The sequence below is a fragment of the Sporocytophaga sp. genome (assembly GCF_017745095.1).
Taxonomy (GTDB): domain Bacteria; phylum Bacteroidota; class Bacteroidia; order Cytophagales; family Cytophagaceae; genus Sporocytophaga.
Genome location: NZ_JAGHZZ010000004.1, coordinates 16,209 through 43,208, shown reverse-complemented (window position 1 = coordinate 43,208; position 27,000 = coordinate 16,209). Strand labels below are relative to the sequence as shown.

Here is a 27,000-nt window from a genome sequence, read left to right as displayed (position 1 = left end):
ATGTAATATCATTTTTTTTTCAAACGTTCAAACTATGAAGATCCGTTTTTTAATCATCTTTTTTTTCATGATAACTTTGAGTTCAGCATTTGCTCAAACAAATTTTTATGAAAGATTAGCAGACTCTGCCCTTGTTTTAACCAAACAGAAAGTCGTATATGATCCGACATACTTTGTAATTAATTATCCGAATGGAGATACTCCCAATGGTAAAGGAGTTTGCACAGATGTTGTAATCCGTGCGTATAGAAAGCTTGGCATTGACCTTCAGAAAGAAGTGCATGAAGACATGAAAGTCAACTTCAACAAGTACCCCTCCAAATGGGGACTCACTAAACCCGACAAAAACATAGACCACAGACGAGTGCCCAATCTCATGATGTTTTTCTCAAGACACAACAGCGCTAAAATCATTTCTCAAAATCCAAAAGATTATCAACCTGGAGATATCGTTTGCTGGAACTTATACGATGCAGTAACGCATATCGGAATTGTGGTTAAAAATAAATCGGCAGATGGTCAGAGATATCTTTTAGTACATAATATCGGTGCAGGACAGGTTGTGGAAGATTGCTTATTCAGCTACAAAATCATAGGACATTACAGATATAAAAAGTAAGAATCACAATTGAGACTTTATTGTTGCATCATACATTCTTATTATTAACAAAAAGCCTGAAGTCAGGCTTAAACCCAAACTTTTTAATTTCCCTCTTAGCAAAGGGATAATTACTTTTTTTCCAAACGCAAATGATTTGCGACCTGGCCTACTAAGTTTACACTACTAAAAAATTGACGTTCTCTCGTCATAATCAATCAGTAGAAATTAATAATTGTCTTAAAAAATCTATTTCTAGCAAAGCTGTGGATCAACAAAAATACATTTGATCAAAGGTACTGATCAAGATGCATCTTTTGTTAATGCTTAATTGTCTTTATGCTCGAAACGAATTTTCACTTTCAATTAAAACTTGTTCCAGTAAACATTTTTCACTCTTAACAAAAACATATGTGCGATTTCAACTCAGTACTAGCATTGCTTACTTTCGGAGGAGTAGCAATTGCATTAGCAGCAGGACTCATTGGTATAGCTATTATAACAAACTCAGGATTCTTCACTGCCGGAAGATCTATTGTTATAATGATATTGGCAGCAGTAAATTCAACAATTGCAGCAACATTAATACTTTCGGCAGTAACAGAACTTGACAAATTCCTTAGTTGTATCCTTATCTCTAATCCTTCAACAGCAGTTTGCGTCAGTACTTATAAGTCTTTAAGGTTTAATATGAACACAATAACAACAATTCTTATAGCCCAATCTGTTTTCTGTATTGCAAGTATCGCTGTAAGATGGAGCCAAAGGGTTGGCAAAGCATCTATAGCTATTATTTCAGCAACACTTATTGGTCAGGCAGCTCTTTTGGCAGCATTAATATACCATTTCAATAACCTAAGAGATTGTATACTGAGCATACTTAACATGAACTTATCGCAACATGGACATTGGCTGTTCTAGGGATTGTTCCAGTAATAATCTTATTGTACATAGAAATTCAACGGCAGATTGAACAGCAAGAAACTTCTGCTATAGGAATTGCTCTATTCTATATTTCTAATATTTTAACTTTGAAAAAGTTATATGAAAGCCATACCAAAATAAAGCGGCCCACATTTAGTGGGCCGCTTTATTCCAATACATCCGTTGAATTTCATTTTGTTATCGTAATCATTTGATCACTATATCTTATCCCATCAACAATATAACTTTTAACTTTATGAACATATTCTGCTCATTAATACTTCTTTTTAATCCGACTTAATGAAATGTATTTTAGTAGCTCTCAAAATTCTAGTCTTCAACTTTAAAAATTTCAGAAGTATATTTATAATCGTCAAAATTAGAGCTTGTCAACTGTATATAAGAGTGTTCTTTTGCCTTGAGTATCCTTACTGTTAAAACAGCATTTTTAGGAAATTTCGGAAATAGTCTGACAGAGCCTCTTGCTGGTCTTAATGTATAAACACTATCACTCTTCCATTTTACAATGAATTCAGCCTCTACTCCTATTTTTTCCATAAACTCAATCTGGCGTGAACCTTTACGAATGATAATATAATCTCCTTCACTATCTGAATGAACTTTAAATCTACCATTTCTGAATTTTCTCAAATCTGAAGATTGCCCGAATAGGCTTAAGGAAAATAAGAAGAATGCGGTTATAAAAAGTAGTTGTTTCATTAAATTCATTCTGATTTAGCCATACAATTTAGTGAAATTTAAAGAAAAAAGTAACTCCCTAGATTTTCAGCCATTTACTAAACCAAAAGTCCAATTAACATATCATACAAGTTCTTTTTGTAAAACGACCAAACCAATTAAAAGCAAAAGGCTGTTGCAAAAAATGCAACAGCCCTATTACCATTTTAACTGTTAAAACTTATTTTTTAATAACCTTGAAGGTTTTAGTTTCATTTATAACTACGAAATACAAGCCTGGTCTGTGCTCAGAAAAAGGCATTACCAAGTTATCTCTGTTACCCTCAAACTTTCCTATCAAATCTCCCATTGCATTGTATATTGCAACTGATCTAACACCTTCTACAGCCTTTATAGTTAGTTGATCTTCAATCAAGGTTGGATAAACTTCAAATGCCTTTTCTGCAGTTCTCTTTTCATCAACACTTGTAATGGCACATATTTCCTTGAGTGCGGGCATCTCATTCAATGACAGAACATAATCATGTCCTAAGTTTTTCTTCCACAAATCCCAGTTTGTATATTTTTCAATATTATCACTGGCCCATTTTCCATACCAAGGCATATACCAGGACCAGGCAGCTTCATCTCTTACCAGCAGATCAGCGTCAGGACTTGTTCCAACTTCAGTCAATGCCAACATTTTCTTCCCTTGATATCTTTCATTCAATGAATTAAATGTTAATATCTGAGAACCATGATCTCCATTTTCACTATAGATATCAATACCTACAATATCTACATAAGCATCTCCGGGATACCATTGCTCATCATTACCATTGTTTGTCCATACCCAGATAAGATTTCTCAAGCCGTGAACATTCACCATTCTGTCATATATAAGCTTCCATAGTTTCTGAAGATCTGCGCCAGATTTAGCTCCCCACCAGAACCATCCTCCTGCAGCCTCATGTAATGGTCTCCATAATACAGGAATTTTATTTTCCTCAAATTCTTTAAGCCTTATAGATATTGCATCAATATCGCTCACCATTGCTTTGTATTCAGCAGAAGAAGGATCATTTATTTTTGAAATATCAAAGTCCGTCACTTCGTTCGCTGGCTTCTCTCCATCAGGTTTATAAAACCCTTCAGTCTTTCTAAGCGGATCTCTCCAGTGCCACGTCATTTCCACAATACCATTTTTAGCAGTCCACGTTTTAGCATCTTTAAGGTTTAGCTGCTCATCATACCAGCCATACCCCCTGTTGTTATGCATAAAATCGAGCCCCATAAGTCCTGGCTCTTTACCTGTCTGTGTTTTTAGCTTATTGGTTTCATCAAAACTTTCAAGCGTCATAACACCAGAAACGATTTTCTTTCCGTAGTTCAGAAGCAGATAATTATAAAGGCAAGAGGCTTCATCAATAGGATTTGGAGTTGACAAAGATTGCGTAAGATTAAATCTTGGACCAACAACTTCCTCAAATTCAATATAATCTACATTGATCCATCCCCAATTCTTGCTAACCTCAATTACATGAGCCCCAGCTGTAAGCTTTTGATTCGAGACTACTTTAATTTTCACATACCCAGCGTCTGTGGTGCTGAAATCAACTGAAAGTGCATTTGTAGTACCTGGATCTAAAGTTAAAGTGTTAGTCTTATTACCATTGGGAGAGGCTACCATTAAATAAATATTGTAATTGGAAGCTTTGCTTATTAAAGCATCAATTTTAAAGCCACTGTCTTTTGTAGAAACGACCTTTCCCCCTGAACAGCTAGCGCATGTGATCACTTCAGCTCCGTTAGCTAAAGGAGTAAGTGTACCATCCTCAGCTTCAAGCTTAGCTGAAAATTGAGGTTGTACTTCTTCAAGCTCAATGTAATCAACGTTTACCCAACCCCAGCTTTTCTCAAAAACAAAGGTATGAGCGCCAGCTGTGAGTTTGAGATTGCTCATTACTTTTACTCTTAAAAAGGCTGTATTTTCAACCAGATCAAGTGAAGTAGAAAGATCATCCAATTTTATTGTATTGATCTTTGGACCATACGCAGCACTTACTTTGATATAAACATTGTACTTTGCCTCTTTAGCAACTGTAAGAGGTAAGGTAAACCCTGACTCACGCGTAGAGACAATGGCTTTGTTAGAACAGCTGTCGCAGGCCTGAACAATTGCAGGATTACTAGTTGCCGGAGCGAGTGTAGCATTTTCGGCCTCAAACTTCTGACTGTAAGCCTGTCCTGCAAAAAACAGGATTGAAAACACAATTAAAGATTTGGTAAATTTTAAAATCATATTTTATCTGTTGTTTTTAATTGAAGATCTCGATATTCTATTAGGTATTTAATAATAAGTGAAGTCCTCCTAAGAAAACAATACAATACTAATCAGACCCTTATAATCCAATATTTAAATCAAAATCCAGGAATAGATACTTCTACTTATGGATGGTATGAACAAATGGTTATTTGGTAAACACTCAAATCAGGAGAAAAATGAAATTTTTCCTGAAAACCATAAAAATCCATTGATTACAATAGATGCTTTAATTCACTTAAAGCAAAAAATATTGAGACTACTGCAGTTACTTCTAAATTATTTAAGAAATTGCTGTTGAGAATTTTATATAAATAGAAGTGGTATTTTTAACTATGAGACTAAAGTTGCAGACCCAAATTACCCTTTTGACTATTCTGATTTCCGCTTGCTCACAAAAGAAAACAGAAGAAGACTATGCAAATATTGAGACCATCAGACCTGCTTCTAAAGGCTGGTTTAAGTTAAGCAACAATAAAAAAATAAAAAGATATTTTAGGAACGGCGACCAAGTCTACTGTGGGGAAGTTCAATTCAATGATCATCCAATGAAAAATGTTGACACTGCATCATTTGAAGTATATCTTGGCTCCGAATATGCCCGAGATAAAAATAGAGTCTATTACCCTTTGCAGATTGCTTGTGTAGACGGAAAGAATTGGGGAGTTTGTTATTGCACTGATTACATAATCAAGAATGCAGACCCACAAACATTTAAGTATCTTGGAAATGAATATGCCTCAGATAAAAATTCTGCATTCTATTTCGGAAATGTCATAAAAAATAGTGATGGCCAATCATTTAGAATCATTAATGGATCAGAATCTCTTCGATTCGCTGTTGACAAAAATAAGGTATACTTTGGTGATGAAATTTTTGAAGGAGCTGACCCGGAAACCTTTCAGTATGATCATTCAAATCCACTGAATGATACGATTAGAAACTTTATTTTAAAAGATAAAAACCATGTTTGGAAATTTAATCCTCCTACTCAAATTATAGTAATAAAGTAATTATAAAGATTATTCATATAATTCTACTACTTTTTAAACGGACTATAAATATTTTTTTGTCTGTGAAATGATTTACCATACAGCCTTGCAATTCAAGCATCCTAGTAAGAATTAAAAACCTGAAATTCAAAACCCTATATAGCTCAAACAGGATATCTTACTATTTTTTTAAATAAAAATTCAAAAATCGTTACCTCCGGTATATTCTCAGGTATTAGCAATACAATTGAACACATCTTTAAACGAAAACAACTAATTCAATATAACATGAGAAGAAGTATACGATTACTCTTAGCCTCAATTGTTTTATTCACTACAACTATAGCCTATTCACAGGATCAGTGTAAAGTAGTAGGCTGGGCCACTCAGAACGGAGGCGTTACCGGAGGAGGCACTGCAACACCGAAAGTTGTAAGTACTTATTCAGATTTAAAATCTGCACTTACAACTGCTTCAGTAAAAGTAGTACATGTACAAGGTACTATTACTTTTCCTACAGCAGGCAGGATCAATATCCAGGACCAAAGCGGCAAAACCATCATTGGTTTACCAGGTTCAAAATTGGTCTCTGTGGACATGACTGCAGACGGCTCAGGAATTTTTTACATCAAAAGATGTACAAACTTTATCATGCGTAACCTGACATTTGAAGGTCCTGGTGCCTATGATACAGATGGAAATGACAACCTTACACTTGAAAACTGTCAAAATTTCTGGGTAGACCATTGTGATTTCAGAGATGGTATGGATGGAAATTTTGATATAAAAACAGCTTCAGATTATATAACAGCTACATGGTGTAAATTCAGTTATCTTAAAGCACCAAAAGCTGGAGGTCCCGGCGGATCTGACGACCATAGATATACCAACCTTATAGGAAGTTCTGATGGAGCAACTGGGGATGATGGAAAGCTTAGAATTACATTTCAATACTGCTGGTGGGGACAAGGATGTGTAGAAAGAATGCCCAGAGTACGCTTTGGGAAAATACATCTTGCAAATAACCTCTTTAACAGCACAGTTTCAAACAGCTGCATAAGAGCAGGATACAAGGCCGATCTGTTAATCGAAAGCAATGTTTTCATTGGGGTAAACAAACCAATTGACCTTTATGAAAATGATTTTACAGCAGTTACTGCCAGAAATAATATCTTCACAAACACTTCCGGTAATACTGCAGGTAAAAACACTTCTTTTACACCTCCATATTCTCTGACAATAGCTGCTGCAAGTAACGTTCAAGGCCTTGTCACCAATACTTCATGTGGAGCAGGCGCCACTCTTGACGGACCAACACAGTGTGGCTGTGGTACTCCTGTAAACCAAGCTCCAACTGCAGTATTGAGTTCATCTCCATCATCTGCATGCGTAGGAACCAAAATAACACTTAGCGCCACTGCCACAGACACTGACGGTAATATCTCCAAAGTTGATTTTTATAATGGATCAACCTTATTAGGCTCAGACAATTCATCTCCCTATTCATATGACTTCACTCCAACTGCAGCAGGAACGTTATCTCTTAAAGCAGTAGCGACAGACAACGCAAATGCAACAGGTGAGTCATCTGTAATCAGTGTAACAGTATCTGCATTGCCAACTGCGACAATTTCTTCAGCTTCAACCAGTTTATGTGAAGGCGAATCTGTTGTATTGACATCCAGTTCAGGATCTTCATATGTATGGATGAATGGAACTTCTCAAGTAGGCACAGCTTCAACTTATACAGCTAAAACTGCTGGCTCTTATACCGTTGAGGTTACCAACTCAAGCGGTTGTAAAGCTACCTCTGCCGCAAAACAAATAACCGTAAATCCTTTACCTTCGGCCACAATCGCAGCACCTGCAAGCAGTTTCTGCGAAGGTGAGTCTGCAATACTTACAGCTAGTTCAGGATCTTCTTACAAATGGTTCAATGGAACAACACAAGTTGGAACAGCCTCTACCTATACCGCAAAAGTTGCCGGTGCATATACCGTTGAAATTACAAACTCTAATGGCTGTAAAGCAACATCTGCTATAAAACAAATAGGAGTAAATGCATTACCTTCTGCCACAATCACAGCACCTGCAAGCAGTTTCTGCGAAGGTGAGTCTGCAATACTTACAGCTAGTTCAGGATCTTCTTACAAATGGTTCAATGGAACAACACAAGTTGGAACAGCCTCTACCTATACCGCTAAAGTTGCCGGTGCGTATACCGTTGAAGTGACTAATACCAATGGATGTAAAGCTACTTCCGAAGTAAAACAAATCTCTGTAAATTCTTTACCGATAGCACGCATCACTACACCTTCTAATTCATTCTGCTCAGGTGGATCCGTGACCTTGACAGCAAGTCTAGGAGGATCTACCTACAATTGGTATAAAGGCAGCAGCAAGGTTGGAGAGAATCCTCTATATGAAGCGAAATCTGCGGGTGCATATAGTGTGGAAATAACTGATGCAAATGGATGCAAAGCGACATCAGGAGTTACTCAAATTGAAGAAATATCAGCATCTGCATGGTATCAGGATGCCGACGGTGACGGTCAAGGAGATATTAGAATCACCATTGATGCATGTACCCAACCTGCGGGTTATGTAGCTTCTGCTGGCGATGAATGTCCAAATGATCCAAACAAAATAACTCCAGGAAATTGTGGCTGTAATAAATCAGAAACAGAGTGTGTAACCTCAACATTAGGTTCTATCAAGTCTGGTATCAATGTATCTCCTTTGCCATTTGACAACACTACCACCATAAGCTTAGAGAACAAAGGATCAATAGTATCCGTGACCATCATATCGGCATCTGGAGGAATTGCGGAAAGAGTTACAGGGATACGTTCAAATGAAATTTTAATAGGCGAAAACCTTGCTCCAGGCTTCTATTCTGTAATTGTACAAACCGAAACCGAAGTTATATCAACAAAAATCATCAAAAAATAAGCTGTCCACTTCTTGTTGCTTCGTTTACAAGATAATCACAAGAGCTTTCGTAAAAGAAACAGGCTGCTTCTGGGCAGCCTGTTTCTTTTTATACCCTCCAATTCAGTAACATTCTATTTTTTTTGCCATTTTTGAAATAATTGTCAAAATTGCGATTTGTGGGATATTAGAGATATTAACAATATCAAAGTCTTTATATCTTTCATTCCACAAATCTTAACTCATACAGCAAGATTTTCAGATACTTTATGCAAAACCAATACCGTAAGAACATCAAACCCGGAATGGAAGTAGAGATAGTTCTAAAAAAAGATCAAGCCACCGGAAAGCTCACTAATGGAATTGTTAAGGCCATACTCACCAGTTCACTGCACCATTCAAGAGGTATAAAGGTTAAACTGGATGACGGACAAGTAGGAAGAGTACAAAAAATTCTTACAGATGAGATTGGAAATCCTTTGGAAGACTAATAAACAAATTTGTAGCAGCTTATACTCTTGAATAAAAGAATAAGCAATAATTTAATTCGTTACACATATAATGAAAGTCATACTTAACGCCCTTTTTATTGTTATTCTAATCTCCGGTTGCAATTCAAAAAATATAAAAACTGACATCCGTGAAGATTCAGACAAAACAAGCAGTGGTATAGAGAAAACTTCTACCAACCTCCCCTATGACTTAAACAAGCCTACAGCTACTTATACTTTGCCGGAAATTCTTAATGAGGTATCTGGATTAACATTCATTGACTCTGCTCATGTAGCTTGCATTCAAGATGAATTAGGATCAGCATTCATTTATAATTTAAATAATAATTCAATAGTCTACGAGCATAAGTTTGACCAGGATGGAGATTTTGAAGGCGTTACTTACACAAGAAAATCGCTGTACATATTGCGTAGCGATGGCCGATTAACAGAGTGGGGCAATTTCAATGTACAAACAGGAGGTAAGGAAATTCAACATACCAGCCCGTCAATCGAAACAGCAAACAATGAAGGACTATGCTTCGACAGTCTGCAAAACCGGCTGCTTATCGCTGGAAAAAGCAAACCAGCTAATAATAAATCAGAGCGTTTTATTTATGAATATAGTCTAACTAAAAAAGAGTTTAAATCGAAACCGGCCTTCAGGATTAATATAAACGAATTAGAAAAAGTCGCCCTAAGTTTCAATATTGAGCAAAAAGAATATACCAAAAAAGGGAAATTAAAACCATTTAATTTTCGCCCTTCTGACCTTGCAGTCCATCCTATTACAAGTGATATCTATATATTATCAGCTGCCGACAATTTATTGATAGTGATTGACAGAAATGGGAACATCAAATACATTTCAAAATTAAATTCTGATTTATTTCCCAAAGCTGAAGGAATTGCTTTTTCACCTAACGGAACAATGCTAATCTCTAATGAAGCAAGTGGTAATGTTCCTACTATTCTGACATTCAAATTTTGTCCGATTAAAAATTAATATTTGCCCCTCAATTTAATCATATGCTAAATAATTGTTAAGGAATTTTAAAGAATTAGGCAACGTGAAAGGACATTTATAAAGTCTTCAGTCACATGCATAATTATACCTTAATCTTAACAAAAAACATATGAAGTATTTTTTCCTTCATCTTCTATTACTATCCAGTGCTTTCAGTTTTGCACAGGTAAATTTTACATCTTCAAATCTTCCAATCATTACGCTAGAGACAAATGGGCAGGCTATTGCGGATGACCCGAAGATTACTGCTACCATGAAGATCATATACAATGGTCCCGGGAAGCGCAATCAAATTAGTGATACTCAACTTCACTATAAGGGATCCATTGGAATAGAATTGAGGGGAAACAGCTCTCAAAGTTTTGATCAAAAACAATATGGGTTTGAAACCCGTGATGCCGTTGGCAATAACTTAGACACTTCATTATTAGGAATGCCGAAGGAAAAAGACTGGGTTCTATACGCACCATGGAACGATATTTCTATGATTCGCAACGTTCTGGGCTATCACCTGTGGAACAAAATGGATCATTGGGGGCCAAGAACACGCATGGTCGAAGTTGTATTAAACGGTAATTACCAGGGAGTATATGTATTAACAGAAAGCATAAAACGTGGAGATAACAGAGTACAAACTGCATCTTTAAAAGCCAAAGACATTTCAGGGATTGACCTTACCGGGGGATACATCATGAAGATTGATGCAAAAAACAGTGATGAAGATAAAACGTTTAATTCTACTGTACCAGGAGTTGTTTCCGGCAGCGGCGGATTTGGAGGCACACCTTCCACTACAGTAACCTGGCTTTACCATTATCCCGAGCCTAAAAATATTCAACCTGCTCAGGAAGAATATATCAGAAAGTATATTGACACAGTAGAAACACTTATTCAGTCTCCTAATTTTAATGACCCTGTAAATGGGTATGAAAAGTATATCAGCTTGCAATCCTTTTTGGACTACCTTATTCATACAGAAGTGAGTCTTAATTCTGATGGTCTGAAGAGAAGTGCATTCTTCTACAAAGAGAAAATGGATAAAGATGGGTCTAAAGGAAAACTAAAAGCAGGACCAGTCTGGGATTTGAATCTTGCATACGGGAACTGTAATTTCTGCAAGGGGAATCAGGTAACAGCCTGGGTGCACAAAGGGTGTGAAACCCTTCCTGTTCCTGCCATGTGGGGTCGCCTCCTACAGGATCCGAAGTTTGCCAATGAATTAAAATGTCGTTACATGGAGCTTCGCCAGGGAATTTTGAGCGATGCATATATACATTCCTTTATCAATGCCTATGCTGACACGCTTAATGAAGCACAGGCCCGACATTTCAGCAAATGGACTAAACTCTTACAAACTGGCTCTGGCTCTGGCGGTGGTGGATTTCCCGGATTTCCTGGTGGTGATCTATGGTTCAGCGCATATCGCGTATCTTCATATGCAGCAGAAATTGATACTTTGAAGAAGTGGTTTACTGCAAGATTAAAATTTCTGGATAACAATTTACCAGGAACCTGCGTCATTACTTCAACCGCACAGAAATCTCAGTTTAATAATTTTCAGGTTTTACCCAACCCTGCTGATGACGTGTTAGTGATTGAAGCAGAAGAAAAGATTAACTCAGTACAGTTGTATTCATCAATCGGTCAATTGATAATTGATAAACCTATAACAGGAAATGAAAGACGTTTAACATTATCAGAAATTGAAGGCTGTTCACCTGGAATCTATAGTCTGATTATTTATGGTAATGATGGGAAGATTGGGAAAAAACTAATCCTGATTAAATAACAATGATCTAAAGTTGATTCTGCACTGAATAAAAATTATATAAAACACTAAAGAGGTTGCCCCAAAGGCAGCCTTTTTCTTTTATTTTAGATTCTAATCTTTAGCCTTTTCATAGAAATATTTTTTTTAATTTTTCCGAACGCAAATGAATTGCGACCATATAAAATACTTTTGAATCTATTAGGAGGGCAAGAATGCCAAATTTTTTAATTATCAAACTTTTAAAAACTCAAACTATCATGATTAAAAAAATCTTAGTTCTAACAATTTGTTTTGGAGCATTTTCGCTTTCGTCTTGTAAAAAGGAAAAAGTATTAGATCCTAAAACAGTAGATGAAGCTACGCATGTTCACGAAAACAGTTCTCAGCATATCTGCACCGAACTATCTATCAATGATGCCGGAAATGCACGCACAGAGGCCGCTATTGAAAAAAATAAAATGTGGAGTACAGGGCAAACTATTAGAATTAAGTTTATGAATGGCGATAATTTTGTGCAGAGTAAGGTTAAGTACTATGCAAATCGTTGGCTTAACTTTGCAAATTTAAAATTTCAGTGGGTTGAATCAAATGATAGTGCAGATATACGAATTGCATTTGCATGGAACGGTGATGGTGGATCATGGTCCTATATTGGTACGGACTGTAAATACATTCCAGTTAACGATCCCACTATAAATTTCGGATGGTTTAACAGCGCAACAACCGATAACGAATTTAGCAGAACAACTTTACACGAAGTCGGCCATGCATTGGGTCTCATTCACGAACATCAAAGCCCTTCCGCAAGCATTCCATGGGATGTCCAAAAGGTTTACGATTACTATACTTCAACTCAAGGCTGGTCAAAAGCAATGGTGGATCAGAATATTTTTGATAAATATTCTGCAACCCAAACGAATTACACCGAATTTGACATGAAGTCAATAATGTTGTATCCAATATCATCAACACTCACAACTAATGGTTTCAGTACAGGCATCAATTATACTTTATCTGATCTTGATATTTATTTTATTGGACAAATGTATCCGTTTTCGGAGACGAATAAACAAGTTCTTTTTAAAGGGCAACATTTATCTCCCGGTCAATATCTGACTTCAAAAGATACGAGGTTTACTCTTCGTATGCAGAAAGACGGGAACCTGGTATTGAATAAAATTAATTTTGGCCCCTTATGGAGCTCAAACACCTGGGGCAAGCCTGTAAACCGTTGCTTAATGAAAAATAATGGCAATCTTGTTCTTGATGATAATTCTAATATTTCTTACTGGGCAAGTAATACAGCGAACAATCCTGGAGCATTCCTCCTACTGCAAAATGATGGAAATGCTGTAATTTATCAGAATGGAAGTGCTAAATGGGCGACCAATACTGCACAATAAATAATCAATTAATATTTAAACGGAATTATTAAAAAGCCCAGCTTTTTTGCTCTCTCACTATGTATGGGCAATAAAGCTGGCTTTTTTATAAATGCCTTTCCGGCCATCTTTTACAATACAAAAATGATCAATTTGAAATCAGAGAGATCGATGTTCATCGTACCAAACTATGATAGTAACAAATACTGTATAAGAAGTTTTAAGACACCTTTGGAGAAACATCTACTCACCGTATATTAAAACAATCTAATCACCCCCACGACAGAAATCACCGGAAGATTCATATTCATTTGCCCTTTGAATTTTTTTTGATGAATATCTTTAACAGACATGTTCATATAATCCATCCTAAGCCCTAAGCCAACATTTTTCGTAAGATGATATTCTATATAAGGTTTAAAAATAAAATAGGTATAAGTATATTTATTAAAAGGAGATGCTGAAAACTTTATCGCTGCTCGATAAAATATTTTCTTTGTCAGATAGCCATATACATCCAATCCTACGATTGGATTTACAAGCCATAATGACCTTTCTACAGAAGTGTTTTTTACCTCATCATTAAGATGAAAAAATGCATATGCTCCTGCCAAACCAAATAATGCTCCTAAATTATATTTTTTATTTTTACTCAGCGGCTGAATGTATGATAGGTTACCCGCAAAGAAATTGAATTTTGAATGTATTTCTGTACCACTCTCAAATAAATGCCTTCCGTGATGAATGTCTTTTCCTAAAATGGAAGATTCCCTGCTCAATATAAAGTAAACATCAGACGTGAAACGATAAGAGTTTTTTAACGCTATCATCACATTGAATTTAGGCACAATAAAACTACCAGGATGTAGAAAATCATTTTGTAAATGCATTGAATGATCTTTATTAGGATTATCAGCAAATCGAATGCTGGTAGCTGGCAATGCTAATGCACATCCAAGGTGAAATGTTAATAATGGCAGTTTAGATTTTGTACTATCGCTTTTGCTGCTATGAATAGAATGTGAATGGTGCTCGTTTCTATCAGGAGAATATGCGGTCAGATTGTTTGATAATTGAAAACAAAAAACAAGAAGGAAAACTTTGATATATATTTTACTGTGGTTCATTTTACTAAATACTTTTAAAATTATAACCAATTTTTTGGAATCACACTTTACCTTACTCCATTTGTGTTTTGACTCAGATTGGAGCCTTTAACCCTGTTATTCCTACAATCCTTTAAACCCGATTCATTCCATAGGCAAGCCAGGCGGTACAAATCCCTCAATAACTTTCACTTTTTCATGAAAAAATTATTTTATCAAGCCTTTTACTCTTATAGCGTTAACACTTAATTCATCCTTCCTTCAACAAAATTAATAGCCTTAAAATAGCAAAATGCCGAAAATTGGTATTCCATATTCACTACAAATAGGTATACAAATTCTTCTTTTTTCTCAAAAACCAAGAAAATATTTTCCTGTTATCACGTATTTATGGGTAAATTGGAACTCTTTTTCAAGGAATTAAGCATTTTATTGACCCGATCTATTCGGTATAATTTTCAAGACTAATTTTTATTAAAACTTATAAGAGCTTTATGAAGAAAGTTTTTTACGCATTGTTGTGTGTCTTATTATTGTCTTTGAGCATCGATACAAAAGCGGCAATCACTGTCACCTCGCCTAACTCAGGTGGTTCGTATCTCGGCTGTACCGTTCAGGAGATTACCTGGACAGTCTCCTTCTCAGTAAGCAGAATAAACATTTACTACTCTCTTGATGGAGGTAAAATATGGAAACCTGTCGCAAGGTCGGTTAACTACTATCCTCAAACCTATTCATGGAACCTGCCGCAGGTGAATTCGACCAAATGTCTTATTAAAATTGAAGACTATTTCACACCAACTGATTTTGATATCAGTGACGTTCCCTTTTCAATTACAAGTACAACCAGTTCATCACTTCAACTCTTAAGTCCGATAGGTGGCGAGAAATGGGGTACAACAAGTGAACAATTGATTAAATGGAATAAAGTAGGTTCTATTTCAAAAGTCAGAATAAGATATTCACCTGACAGAGGTGCAAACTGGGTAAATATTGACACAGCTGCCGAAAACACAGGTACCTATCGTTGGCTATTACCATATAATAATATAAGCTCTAATTGCCTTGTAAGAATAAGCGATTATACCAATAACTGTATATTTTCAGAATGCGACTCTGCATTTACTATTCAGGAGCAGGCTAATTACTCAATAACAAGACCCAATGGAGGAGAAACCTTTTATACTAACTCCACAGCAAAGATATTCTGGGAACGCAGCTTCAGCAGTCCTGCTTTTGTATCACTGCATTATTCCACCGATGCAGGGGCCACATGGAAGAAAATTACTACAGCTGAATCCAATTATGGAGTTTTTGACTGGATCATTCCGAATACGGTGTCTGATAAATGTCTTGTAAAGGTCTCCGGTTACCCGGACGGCACTCCTATTGATATAAGCAATGCTGTATTTTCAATTGCCAATCCTTCCATCACTATTTCCCAGCCGGCTAGTGGAGAAACACTTTCTGGATGCAGTAAAAAATCAATCAAATGGATTAGTCAGGGAACTTCTCCTTATGTCAATATATATTTCTCTTCAGACAATGGCAACACATGGAATCAAGCAGGAAATTCTGTTTTGAATTTTATAGGAAACAACACCTTTGAATGGACAACTCCTGAAGTAAGCTCTAATAAATATCTTGTTAAAATATCGGACGTCTACACACCAACCATTACTGCTACAAGCAATAACTTCACTATAACTAAAAATTCATCTTCTAATATAAAACTAACTTCTCCCAACGGAGGGGACAGCCTTAAAACAGGACAAAGAATTAATCTTACCTGGACCAGCTCAGGACTTTCTGACAAGGTAAACATATATTACTCCGGAGATGAAGGTAAAAGCTGGACTTCTGCCACCACTGTTCCAAATACAGGAAAATACCTTTGGACTGTTCCTTCAACTGCCACATCAAAAGGATTAGTTAAAGTTACAGATGCACAAAATGAGTGCATCGTAGACATGAGCGACAACTATTTCAATGTTGTCCCTGCTCCTTTCTTCAAGATTGATTTTCCCAATACCTCCAAAGACACGGTATTCCCTTCAAATTTCAAGTATATACAATGGACTAATGGCAACATATCTTCGAGTTATGTTAGCATCAGCTATTCCATCGATGGCGGCTCTACCTGGACTTCAATAAGCTCATTTGAATTCAATTATGGTATGTATAATTGGAGCCCTCCTAATATATATTCTACAAAATGCCTTATAAAAATAAGTACTCCTGGCAGCGGTGATGGTTATACCGAAGACATTTCCGACGAATTTTTCACAATAGGAAAACCTTCCCTTACGATCACCTCTCCAGCAGGAGGCGAATCTTTTAGTGGTTGCACTGCGAGCAATATCACATGGACAAGTAAAGGAAGCTCATCATATGTAAACCTCTTCTATTCTCCCGATATGGGAACAAGCTGGAATCAGATCGGAACAAGCTCTTTCTCGAATAAAGAAGGAAACAATACTGCACAATGGACAGCTCCAGGCTTAGCAATAGAAAACTGCCTGATAAAAATTAAAGATGCAGCCAATCCTACTAATGAAGATATATGTGATAAGGCATTTTCAATAATCAAAAAAGATACTGCCTTTATAAAAATAACATATCCCAATAACGGAGAAGTTATAGGTACAAACAGCAATGCAAATATTACCTGGACAACCTCAGGAAAAATTGCAGGAGTGAATATCAAATATTCTAGTGATGCAGGTAACACTTGGACAACATTAACATCCTATAATCAGAATACTGGAAGCTACAAATGGCAAATACCCAATACTCCATCGACAGGCTATCTCATAAGCATTACAGACTATTCAAATACCTGCACTACTGACATCACAGACAAGCCATTTTCTGTAGTCACTGTACCATCCCTTTCTGTCTATTCCTATATGGACGGACAAACATACAAGTCAGGAAACAAAGTCAATATAAACTGGGCTGCAAACAATATTGATTCTGCTCTGGTAAAAGTTGAGTATTCCCTTGACTCTGCGCGTACATGGAAGTTGATAGACATTATTAAAGGTAAAAGCTCTTATTATTCCTGGAATATCCCGGCAGAGTCATCGACCAAAGCATTTATAAAGGTAAGCATGGTGTCTAACCCGGATATTTTCGATATTAATGATGCTGCATTTACAATTTTAAAATCTAACCTTAAACTAACATATCCTGTTGGTGGAGAAACGTTAACCGGATGTACTAATCAGACAATAAAATGGAATGGCCCATCATCCAGTGGATATGTAAAAATTGAATATTCAATAGATGGTGGCATCTCCTGGGTACCTGGGAACACCAGCGCGTCTTCATCGGCTTCGGAAAATTCATTTCAATGGACTGTTCCTGGAATTCAGTCAAATCAATTCAGAATAAAACTCACAGACACAAACGGTTTTCTAAAAGATAGCAGCGCTAACTTTTCAGTCAACTATACAGGCAATGCATTAACAATAACAAGTCCAACCGACAACGAAGTTCTTAATACCGGAGGCGCAAAAAAAATCACATGGACGACTAAAGGAGCTGTCAGCAACGTCACATTGCAGGTCTATACTACAAACGCCATTTACTGGACAAGTCTTGCACAAGGAATTCCTAATACTGGTTCATACCTTTGGACATTGCCAACGACTGCTGCAGATAATTACAGGATCGCAATTAATGACTATTCTCAACCTTGTGTTGTTGACTACAGTGACAAAAATTTCACTATAAAAGAAAATCCTTTTATCAACGTCACTTGGGATGAATCCAACAGAAATGTAAAATGGTATAGCAACAAACTTGACAGTAAAGCACTTGTAAATATTGAATTTTCATCAGACTCGATGAAAACCTGGACCACAGCTGCTACTAATGAAGCAAATGACGGTGCATATGGTTTCACTTCTCCCAATGTTAATTTAACAAACTGCTTCTTCAGAGTTAGTGAAGCAGGAAATCCAACTTTCTCTGGAATAAACTTCACTCCTCTCTCCATAAGCAAGCACACAACTTTAACCTTTCCTGCAGGTGGGGAAGTTGTTCCCGGATGTGTATCCAGGTCAATCGCCTGGTCAAGCAAAGGACTTAATGACTTTAATATCCTTTTCTCTTCTGACAATGGAACAACGTGGAAAACAATTGCAGATGGTGTTAAAAGTTATGGAGGAAATAATACCAGATATTGGAACCCCGAAGGAATAAACTCTACACAGTGTCTGATCAGACTTGTAAGTAAAGCCAACCCAACAATTTCCGAAACATCTGCAACACCTTTCTCAATTCAGTATACCGGAGGTACCTTAAAAGTTCTGACTCCAAACGGAGGAGAAAACTTTGGCACTTCAGGCCAGTCGGAAGTCAAGTGGGCAACAACAGGTAGTGTGCCTTCTGTTTATGTATCATACTCTTACGATGCAGGACTAAATTGGTACAATGCTACCTCCTTTTCTATAACTAATACCGGTAAATTCAAGTGGACTATACCAAACAAAGCCTCCTCTGATTATCTCATAAAGCTTTCCGATAATTCCGGATGTGTATCCGATGTCAGTGATGCCAAATTCCGTGTGAGCGAAACTGCCAATATAAGTATTACATCACCAAGAGCAGGAGATTCATATTATTCACGCGATAATGGTTATATCAACTGGAGTTCTTTTGGACTCTCAGAGTTTGTAACATTAGATTATTCATTAGACTCTGGGTCAACCTGGACAGCCATCTCAGCAAAGGAACCTAACAACGAAAGTTATTATTGGAAAATACCTGATGTAGGATCTGCTAAAGTAAAAGTTAGAGTTAAAGATTTTTCAAATCCTTCAAAATTGGCAATATCTGACAGTGTATTTACCATCATCAGACAAACTATAACGATAACATCCCCTAACGGAGGAGAAACACTTAGTGGATGCACTGTAAATCAGATTAAGTGGACAAATGTAGGGCCTTATTATTATAATCTGTTTTATTCATTAGACGCAGGAGCTACATGGAATACCATTGCCTCTTCTGTATATGCCAATTCCTATAACTGGACACTACCTGCAACAAGTTCATCCAAATGTCTTATTAAAGTAACAAGTGGATCAGATCCAAACTTATTTGACATTTCAGATGCTCAATTTACAATCACCAATCCAACTTCTCCAGGGTTAACATTAGTTACTCCTAATGGTGGCGAAATTTACAAGGGAGGAACTGACAAAACCATTTTCTGGACAACAGCTGGAACAGTAAGTTATGTCAACATCAAATATTCGTCTGATGGAGGAACAACCTGGACGGCGATTGCCAACAGTACCTCAAATACAGGGAAATACACATGGTATCTCCCTACTTTAACCTCTTCGTCTTACAAAGTTTCTGTTGCAGATGCTTCCAATGCATGTATTTCAGATATCAGTGAGGCATCATTTGCGATACAAAGCATTCCGACGTTAATTGTATCAGCACCGAAAACTGGAGATACATTATATAGTTATTCCACTTTCAGAGCAACTATAAGCAGATCAACAGATATTCCAAACTATATTGTAGAGCTCTCTACAGACTCGTTAAGAACCTGGAAGAGAATTTCATCTGCCTATTTTGATCCTTCTGAGAATTATAAAGTACCTGATATTATTTCTCACAACTGCTTTATCAGAGCGAGTTATGGAAGCGCTTATGGTATCAGTTCGAAATTCAGCATTGTTAAGCCAGTGCTCACTTTAACAGCACCTGCAGGCGGAGAAAGTTGGCTGGGATGCACCTATCAGACGATCAGCTGGTTTAGTAAAGGCAATACAGGATATGTCAATTTACTTTATTCGACAGACAATGGCTCCACCTGGAAGTCAATTGCTTCTGACTTATCAACTGTAAACGGCAAGAACACTTATCAATGGACAATTCCTGCGACTATTTCTAAGTCTTGCCGCATAAAAGTTGTAAGCACTGTATCAAATATTTCTTCAGAAAACACAACCCCGTTTACAGTCAATAATGGTTTGAAATCATTTGAAGTACTAAGTCCTATTGGAGGAGAAACCTGGCCAACTGGATCTGCCAAAACAATTCTGTGGGAAAGCACTGGCAGCATCTCAAATGTGGATCTGAAATATTCAATAGACGGAGGAACCAGCTGGAACAACATTGCGTATAATATTAAGAACTCCGGCTCCTACAACTGGACACTTCCAGCAACGACAAGCAACAATGCACTTGTGAGAATAAATGACAATAGTAATTCATGCGTATTCGACCAAAGCAATTTTGCGTTTAACATCAACTCGGCTCTTACATTAATTTACCCAAATGGAGGAGAAAAACTAAGCGGGTGCAATAACGCTACAATAACCTGGTCCAGTCTTGGCATTTCGAGCTATTCTAATCTTTACTATTCTATTGACGGAGGCACATCATGGAATTTGATAGCTAGCGCTGTCCCTACAACCAATGGCAATAATACCTATTCATGGAAAGTTGTAGGAAATGCTTCTTCCAATTGTCTGTTGAAAGTTGTTGATTATTATAATAAAGCTATTTCAGATGCTAGCAATGCTAAGTTCACAATAGAAAGCTCCGGATCTTCCTCAATTACAATTACCAGCCCTAATGGTGGAGAAAGTTGGGGAACAGGGAAACAAAAACTCATTACCTGGACGGGAGTAAATGTTAGTGATAAAGTTAACATAAGTTATTCATCTGATGCAGGAAACACCTGGTATAATCTTGCAAGTGGAATTACCAATACAGGATCCTATGACTGGAGGCTCCCGGGAGATGTGACATCAAAATATCTTGTAAGAGTTTCAGATAATGCTAACAGTTGTGTAACTGATCAGAGTGATGCATTATTCAATGTAATACCGATGCCGTTTATCACGATCAATTCATTGAATACATACGAAAAAATCTATTCTAAAAATTATAAATCTTTATACTGGTCAAGCGGAAATCTTAAGACTATCAATCTGACTCTTGAATACTCTGTTGACAGCATGAAGACTTGGAAAAATATTACAGGAGGATACAATTTCGGCGGCACCTTCGACTGGTATGTACCAAATGAAAAATCTGACAAATGCTTTATCAGAATTTACGACACTGGTGATCCTGCTACATTTGACATCAACAATGCAGCGTTTTCTATATCTAATCCAAATATCACTTTAACATCCCCAAATGGAGGAGAAAACTGGGCTGCATGTTCTGAGCAGAAAATAGAATGGACAAGCGAACAGACATCCAATAAGGTAACTATAAGCCATTCCACAGATAATGGGGTCAGCTGGAGCACAATAGCAAGTGGAGTCACAAATTACACTTATAATACTTATACTTGGAAAGTGCCGTCAACCGCGTCAGCACAAAATAAGATCAGAGTACAGGATTATTCTAATTCATCACTTAGTGATATATCTGAACAAGCATTCTCAATTAGCAATAATTCCGCAACTATTACACTTACAAGTCCTAACGGAGGCGAAACCCTTAAAGGCAATAGCCAGAAGAATATTACCTGGACAAACACAGGCACTGTAAGCACTGTAAGAATCAGTTATTCCATCAACAATGGGACTTCCTGGATTTCTATTACAAACAGTGCGCCTAACAATGGCTCCTATAACTGGACCGTACCCAATAATATCTCTTCTACACAAGCTTTGATTCAGGTAAGTGATAATGCAGGTTGTGCTACCGATCAAAGCAATGCAGCATTCTCCATTGAAGCCATTCCGCTTATTACACTGACAAGTCCAAATGGAGGGCAAATACTAGGAATCGGAACTACAACTTATATTGTTTGGAATCTGATTAATGCTCCAATGCAGTCTGTTAATATTGACTATACAACTGACAACGGACTAACATGGAAAAGTATTGCAACTCAGCAGCCTTCTATGATGGAATATCTCTGGTTGATACCTAATACCCCTTCCAGCCAATGCAGGATAAGGGTTACTTCAGCCTCCGATCCATCATTGACAGTAATGAGTAGCAATACGTTTACCATAGCACCAGCAGAATTAAGATTACTTTCTCATAACGGAGGAGAAATACTTTCGTCCTGTGCTACATCAACTATCTCCTGGACAAATACATTGTTTAATGCTGTTGTTTTATATTTCTCAAGCGACAATGGAAAATCCTGGTCAAGGGTTACTACACTTGACAGACTTAGCGGTATTATTTCATATCCTTGGACGGTCCCTCCAATTAATTCAGACAAATGTCTCTTTAAAATTTCCGCCGAGTCTGATACTACAATGTTTGATATCAGCAACAGCGCCTTTACTATCACAAACAATTATGTACCGACAATTAAGATTACAAGTCCTGATGGCGGAGAAAGCTGGGCTAACGGAAGCCAGAAAACAATCACATGGACAAGCGATGCTTCAGTAAAATCAGTTAACATAAAATATTCATCAGATAATGGAACTACCTGGACATACATTGCTAGATTAGTTAACAATTCCGGATCCTATAACTGGACATTACCATCCAAGGTTCCTTCCTCAAAAACTTTGGTACAAATATCAGATGTAGATAATATCTGTAACTCAGACATAAGTAATGCTTCATTTAATATCACAGGTACAGCTTCAGTTAGTCTAATTTCTCCTAATGGAGGAGAGAAAATAATTGCTGGCAGTATGACTACAATCAACTGGGATGCCGCATTTTTAACCGGGAAAATAAAACTTGAATATTCTTTAAACTCCGGAACTTCATGGACACTTATTTCTGATACAATAAAAAACACAGAAAGCTACAACTGGCAAACTCCTTCAACCGAATCTTTATCCGGACTTATAAGAATCAGTGATGCCGCTAATGCTTCGGTTTCTGATGTAAGCAACGCTGCTTTTACCCTTGAATATTCAAAAATAAGAGTATCAAGACCAAATGGAGGAGAGAGCTGGTACGGCAATACAGTCAAGTCGATTTTCTGGGGTTCGACGAATATGGGTACTTCTTTTGTAAAGATTGAATACTCAATAGACTCTGCAAGAACATGGAAAGTTATAGCTGAGAAGGAAGCCAATGATGGTGCATATTCATGGACGTTACCAAATTCAGGATCAGTAAATTGTTATGTAAAGGTCAGCGATTACAACAACCCTGCTATTTATGACATGAACGATACCGTCTTCACCATGATAAGACCGGCATTTACCATACTTTCTCCAAATGGAGGAGAGACATTAAAGTCATGTACATTTACTACTGTCACCTGGGCCGGGAATAGTACAGGTAATCTCTATTATTCAACAGACGGAGGAACAAGCTGGACAAGCTTCCGTGGTGGACTAATAGGAAATTACAGTTCAAGCTGGATGGTACCGGATATCAGTTCTTCAAAATGCCTGGTAAAAATCGTTGACCCTAATGATGCGACACAATTTGATATAAGCGACGCGCCATTTACAATCAATAATACAAGGCCAACTATCAAACTTACTTCGCCTAACGGTGGAGAAACGTGGGGAACCGGCGAAAACCATAACATTACCTGGATTGCACCTGAAGAAGTTAAGTTTGTTAAGCTGGAAGTTTCTATAAACAATAGTTCTTACGGAGATCTCTTTTACAGTGAGCAAGTGGCCAATACAGGATCAAAAACATGGACAGTTTATAATAACCCTGGAACAGCAAAAGTAAGAATCAGTGATAAAGGAAGCTGTGCAATAGATGAAAGTGATGCGGCATTCACAATTAAAGCAACTCCATTCATTTCAGTGAAAACTCCTGATGATGTACATCAATGGACTGCAGGAACTTACCATGAAATAGAGTGGAATAGCGGCAACCTGACCAATGGAAAAGTAAATGTTCATTACTCAACCGACGGAGGAAGATCATGGATCCTTATAGAATCAAACTATACGGGTTCCACAATTTACTGGAAAGTTCCTTATACTTATACTGATAACTGTGTAATTAGGGTCGCTGATGCTGGAAATCCTTCGATCTTCGCGACATCACAGTATATATTCAAGATTGTTAAGCCAACTTTCTCTTATATAAGTTTCAGTAATGGAAAAGAATTAAGTGCTTGTATGAGAACCAACATTTACTGGAGCTCCCAAAGCAGTGCAGTAAACATATATTATTCAACTGACAGCGGTTCTACATGGAAAAATATCGTTAAAAATGTAAGCTCAAATCAATATGAATGGACAGTACCTCAGGAAAATTCAACTAAATGTTTTGTAAAAATTGCAGATGCAGGAGATGAAACTGCTTTTGGCATTGGTGATGTAATGTTCAGCATTAATAATCCCGTACGTACGTTAAAGTTAACAACAACATTCACTGACACTCAGACGGGTAGTCTTAAGACAATCAGTTGGGAAAATACAGGTAATGTTTACAATGCTTTACTTGAATATTCAACAGATGGAGGTACAAGCTGGAAACTTATTGAAGATATATTTTCATATGGCCCATATAAATGGAGAGTACCAAATGATCCTTCTGTTAATGCACTCTTCCGCATATCAGACAAAGCAAGCTGTGCTCTCGCTCAAAGCAATCCATTTAAAATTGAGGCAGTGCCTTATATTTATACAATAAAACCTGAAGGCAATGAGAACTGGGATGCAGGAACCACTCAGTATCTATATTGGTCAACTGGAAACCTTGCAAGTCAGGCTGTAAATCTGTATTACTCTGCAGACTCAACAAAAACCTGGACCAAATTCGGATCTACAAGTGAAAGCTATTTTGCCTGGACCGTACCATACATTTCATCTTCAAAAGTGTTTATCAAAGTAAGCTCTGCTTCCAATGCGGCGGTTTATGGCATGAATGAAAGTCCATTTACTATTTCAAAACCAGAGATTACAGTTAAGTTCCCTAACGGAAGAGAGAAGTTGACAGCATGCGTCAATAATGTTATTCGTTGGGAGAATAAAGGAGTAAGCTCTGTATACCTATATTATTCAACTGATAATGGTTTAACATGGACAAGAATATATTCAACTCCAACCTATAAAGACGGATATGAAAACTGGGCATTGCCGGAACTAAGTTCTACAAAGGTTCTAATTAAGGTTGCCGACTCAAAAGATCCTTTGATATATGATGTAAGTGATGCTGTATTTGAGATTCAGAATATAAATACTACATCAGCTCTGAAGCTTACTACACCTAATGGAGGAGAAGTTTGGGATACTTATAGTGAACATGAAATTAAATGGACTACTACAGGTACAGTCAAAAATGTCAATTTAATGTACTCGACCTATGGAGGGCTTGACTGGGAATTTATCACATCCATAGCAAACTCAGGTTCATATAGTTGGCAGGTTCCCAACACCCCAACCTTATCAGGAGTCTTAAAGATCATGGATGCGGAGAGCTGCGTAAGCGATGTCAGTGATAATCAGTTCGACATCAAAACTGTACCATCTATTAAAATCGAAGCTCCGAAGCTCGGAGACGATCTCACTCAGTCTGCTGAAGTTTATGTTGGAGGAAGAGCAGCGAATCTCAGCTCAGATTACGTAAAGCTAGAATATTCGACAAATAATGGAACCTCTTGGGTGTTTATCACAGAGAATGCGACAAGGTACTATAACACATTCTACTATTATTGGAAAGTACCACAAATAACATCGACGAATGTCTTGCTGAAAGCCAGTGATCCACTAGACCCAAAAGTCTATTACATCAGTGAAATTTTCAAAATTTCACCAGCAACTAATGTATGGCCTGGTGATGTTGACAATAATGGAGTTGCGGACGTTTATGACATGCTTCCTATTGGTTTGAATTTTGGAGAAACAGGTATACCTAGAACCTCCATATCAACTGAGTGGCAAGCTTTCGATGCATTGAACTGGAATAAATTACAAAGCAATGGCCTTGACATGAAGTTCAGCGATTGCGATGGTAATGGTAGCGTTTACTTCCAGGATACCTTAGCGATTATCAAAAACTACGGGCTAACTCATCCTAAGTCAAGTAACTTAAGAATAGCTGCAGAAGCAGACCTATTCCTTATCTTCACACAACCACCTGTACCTGGAGAAATCATAGAAGCGGAGATTTGGGCAGGTAAGAGTTCCGCACCGGTAAATAGCCTTTATGGAATTGCTTTCAATCTAGAATTTAATGCAGATGCTGTGGAGCCTAATTCAGCGTCCTTATCATTCAAAGGGAACTGGCTAGGTACCATTGGATCGCAAACAATGGGTGTATACAAAGCATTTGAATCTATCGGACGAATTGACGGATCACTTGTAAGATTTGACAAGACATCAAAGACCGGTTATGGAAAAATCGCAGACCTTAAAATGAGATTAAAGCCTAACGCACAATATTTATCAATAGGCTTTACATCTAACAAGGCAATAAATTCCAATGGCACTCCGATTATCCTGTCTCCGAAGTCAGAGAGCGTAGTGATGATTACCACATCAGCTCAAAGTACTAACACTACGCTTCAGGCTGAAGTGTATCCTAATCCGACAAGTGGTGACGTTTATATAAAAACAGCACTTGAAGGAAAGGTTGACATTACAATTACCAATACCCTTGGAGAGGCTGTTTTCAGAAAAACTTCTGAGGAGAATAATCTTCACTTAAGTCTGCAAGGCTTACCGGGCGGAGCGTATTTTGTGAAGATTGATCATGAAAGCGGAACAACGATTAAAAAGTTGATTCTTCAATAGAAGGATCTTTTATACAATTTATTTAGAGGCTGCTCAATGGGCAGCCTCTTTTGTTTTATGCCAACCATTAATGTGCTTTCTGATTTGTTTCTTAACTCGTACA

General features: G+C 37.2%; 12 protein-coding genes. 9 read left to right on the top strand and 3 right to left on the bottom strand.

What is annotated here, in order from left to right; translation table 11 throughout:
* Nucleotides 1-67 precede the first annotated feature (67 nt).
* Nucleotides 68-619: a DUF1287 domain-containing protein gene (locus J7604_RS07160; RefSeq protein ID WP_293893289.1), complete on the top strand. Its 552-nt coding sequence runs from the start codon at nucleotides 68-70 to the stop codon at nucleotides 617-619.
* Nucleotides 620-1,009: 390 nt separating this feature from the next.
* A complete protein-coding gene (locus J7604_RS07155; protein ID WP_293893286.1) occupies nucleotides 1,010-1,519 on the top strand; it encodes a hypothetical protein in 510 nt (169 codons plus the stop codon).
* 333 nt (nucleotides 1,520-1,852) lie between these two features.
* Here the strand turns inward: J7604_RS07155 and J7604_RS07150 are convergent, their stop codons facing one another.
* Both J7604_RS07150 and J7604_RS07145 read right to left on the bottom strand, forming a co-directional pair.
* A complete protein-coding gene (locus J7604_RS07150; RefSeq protein WP_293893283.1) occupies nucleotides 1,853-2,242 on the bottom strand; it encodes a hypothetical protein in 390 nt (129 codons plus the stop codon).
* Between the two features lie 199 nt (nucleotides 2,243-2,441).
* Nucleotides 2,442-4,502: a glycosyl hydrolase gene (locus J7604_RS07145; RefSeq protein ID WP_293893279.1), complete on the bottom strand. Its 2,061-nt coding sequence runs from the start codon at nucleotides 4,500-4,502 to the stop codon at nucleotides 2,442-2,444.
* 356 nt (nucleotides 4,503-4,858) lie between these two features.
* Between J7604_RS07145 and J7604_RS07140 the strand changes: the two genes are divergently transcribed.
* The 6 genes from J7604_RS07140 (at nucleotide 4,859) to J7604_RS07115 (ending at nucleotide 13,138) form a co-directional block, all read left to right on the top strand.
* On the top strand, nucleotides 4,859-5,536 hold the full coding sequence (locus J7604_RS07140; protein ID WP_293893276.1) for a DKNYY domain-containing protein: 678 nt from the start codon (nucleotides 4,859-4,861) through the stop codon (nucleotides 5,534-5,536).
* 267 nt (nucleotides 5,537-5,803) lie between these two features.
* Nucleotides 5,804-8,467, top strand: a complete 2,664-nt coding sequence (locus tag J7604_RS07135) for an Ig-like domain-containing protein (RefSeq protein WP_293893273.1) — start codon at nucleotides 5,804-5,806, stop codon at nucleotides 8,465-8,467.
* A gap of 248 nt (nucleotides 8,468-8,715) precedes the next feature.
* Nucleotides 8,716-8,937, top strand: coding sequence for a YwbE family protein (locus J7604_RS07130; protein WP_028979851.1), 222 nt, complete (start codon nucleotides 8,716-8,718; stop codon nucleotides 8,935-8,937).
* A gap of 70 nt (nucleotides 8,938-9,007) precedes the next feature.
* Nucleotides 9,008-9,943, top strand: a complete 936-nt coding sequence (locus J7604_RS07125) for an SdiA-regulated domain-containing protein (protein ID WP_293893266.1) — start codon at nucleotides 9,008-9,010, stop codon at nucleotides 9,941-9,943.
* Nucleotides 9,944-10,073: 130 nt separating this feature from the next.
* Entirely contained in the window at nucleotides 10,074-11,753 is a 1,680-nt protein-coding gene (locus J7604_RS07120) for a CotH kinase family protein (RefSeq protein ID WP_293893263.1), read from the top strand.
* A gap of 239 nt (nucleotides 11,754-11,992) precedes the next feature.
* Nucleotides 11,993-13,138, top strand: a complete 1,146-nt coding sequence (locus J7604_RS07115) for a M12 family metallopeptidase (protein ID WP_293893260.1) — start codon at nucleotides 11,993-11,995, stop codon at nucleotides 13,136-13,138.
* A gap of 236 nt (nucleotides 13,139-13,374) precedes the next feature.
* Here the strand turns inward: J7604_RS07115 and J7604_RS07110 are convergent, their stop codons facing one another.
* Nucleotides 13,375-14,244 carry a hypothetical protein gene (locus J7604_RS07110; protein WP_293893257.1) on the bottom strand — a complete coding sequence of 290 codons (870 nt, stop codon included), beginning with the start codon at nucleotides 14,242-14,244 and terminating at the stop codon, nucleotides 13,375-13,377.
* 473 nt (nucleotides 14,245-14,717) lie between these two features.
* Here J7604_RS07110 and J7604_RS07105 point away from each other — a divergent pair, with 473 nt between their 5' ends.
* Nucleotides 14,718-26,897 (top strand): Ser-Thr-rich GPI-anchored membrane family protein, encoded by a 12,180-nt coding sequence (locus tag J7604_RS07105; protein WP_293893254.1) that lies wholly within the window; start codon nucleotides 14,718-14,720, stop codon nucleotides 26,895-26,897.
* Nucleotides 26,898-27,000 lie beyond the last annotated feature (103 nt).